At 43.7% G+C, this 1652-nt stretch carries 1 protein-coding gene; it reads left to right on the top strand.

Annotated elements, in window-relative coordinates; genetic code table 11:
* Positions 1-1498, top strand: a 1498-nt coding sequence (locus tag KDK17_RS02560; RefSeq protein WP_257287265.1) for a DUF4116 domain-containing protein, incomplete at its 5' end; no start/stop codon positions are given.
* Between the last annotated feature and the right edge of the window lie 154 nt (positions 1499-1652).

Here is a 1652-nt window from a genome sequence, read left to right as displayed (position 1 = left end):
TGAGCAGGTGCGGAGTGTCCATGAGCTGATTTTTGCCCTGCATAAGCGCTTTGTAAAGGCATTGGCACCGGTCACTCTGGCTTCTTGTCAGGGCAGGATCTCTACGATAAAGAAAATCACCTATATCGATTGCACGACTCTGGCTGAGCCGGATGAGAAGGTGCCGCCGCTATTGAGGGCCTCGGCCAAAGCGTCTATGGAAGAGCTAGAGCTTTCAGGGACTGTCATTAGTACGGATGAAGTTGTGATTGTCAACCTGGAGTTAGGAAGTCATGTGGGCCTTATCGAGCTACTTGAGCGTGCAGAGGGAGGGAAAGGACGAACCTTGCGGCTGAGATTTTCTGACCAATTTAATGGAACGGATGACGATGATCAATCCGGCAAGTTCAGTCGTATGTGGTTTCTGGCGCAATTATTGAAGAAGATAGAACTGGATAAAAATGCGGGTAGCATGAAGCTAAGTTGCAACGCCGTTGCGGGTGAAATGACTGTCGAATGCCCCCGAATGAAATTTCGTCAAACCATGCAGGATGCCTTTGAGAAGCTGATCATTGTGTTACGTGCTATATGTAATCTGGATCTTGATTTGAATTCCAGTCCCATTTTTGAAGGAGGTCAGTGGGACTTTAACTTGCTTGCACAACGGCTTAATCGTGATCTGGCGACAGAAGCGGATAGATTCGCCTTTCAACATTGCCTTTTCGTAATGTCTTATCGTAATGAGAGCCGCAGGTACATTCTTGTCCCTTGCAGCCAGCTTTTAAGCAAACACTACCAACAGTTTTCTCATCATGCCCGGTTGTTGTCCAGGTGGCCAGATTTTCTCCAGGGAAAACCGGGGGGTGTTCTGTTGAAAATGTTTATGAGTGATGAGATAAGTGAGAACACCCGCAGGGAGCTCTTGCATCATTTTTTGTTATTAAATCCCATAATCGCTACTAAATTGGTTGAGCAATTGTATGACTTGGGTAATCAATGCTTTGTTATCAATCCATCTTACCGTTACAAACTGGAGTTTTATCTACCACCGTGCCAACTGCTTGGGGATCATAAAGAAAAGGTCAGGGAGATCCTGCTGAAGCATGGATTGAAATATGCCAGCCATCGGGTTAGGAATGATAAAGATTTTGTATTACCCACCATTTCAAAACATCCCACAGAACTGCAATATTTGAGTGAGGAGCTGAGGAATGATAGTGATGTCGTCAAAGCCGCTGTCGCAGAGTTGCCCAGTGTTTTAAGTTATGCTGGTGGAAGAATTCGAAGCGATAAAAACATTATTGAAAGCTTAATGGCTGTCAGTGTTAATATCTTAAAAAATGCCAGTAGAACGTTATTGAATGATCGCGAGTACATGCTGAACTTAATTGCAAAGAATCCACTGGCTTTCAAATATGCTACTTCCAAGCTTAAAATTGATGATGCTTTTATCGAGGCGGCAAGACAAAGAAATCCTGAAGTTGGTAGATACGTCAGGTGGTCTGCGAATAAGGTCTGATCTATTCAGACAACGTTGACCAGTGTAAATCGTCTTGCAAGCTTGTTGTTGTTTCTTCTATTGCGTTCTTAAGGCTGACGGGTGAACTTTATAAAAACATTATTGTCTAAAAGGGGATAATCACTAGCCATTGAGGCATGGATGAATATTAACA

This window comes from Endozoicomonas sp. SESOKO2, assembly GCF_024606245.1.
Taxonomy (GTDB): domain Bacteria; phylum Pseudomonadota; class Gammaproteobacteria; order Pseudomonadales; family Endozoicomonadaceae; genus Endozoicomonas_A.
This window is presented reverse-complemented; position numbering and strand designations above follow the sequence as displayed.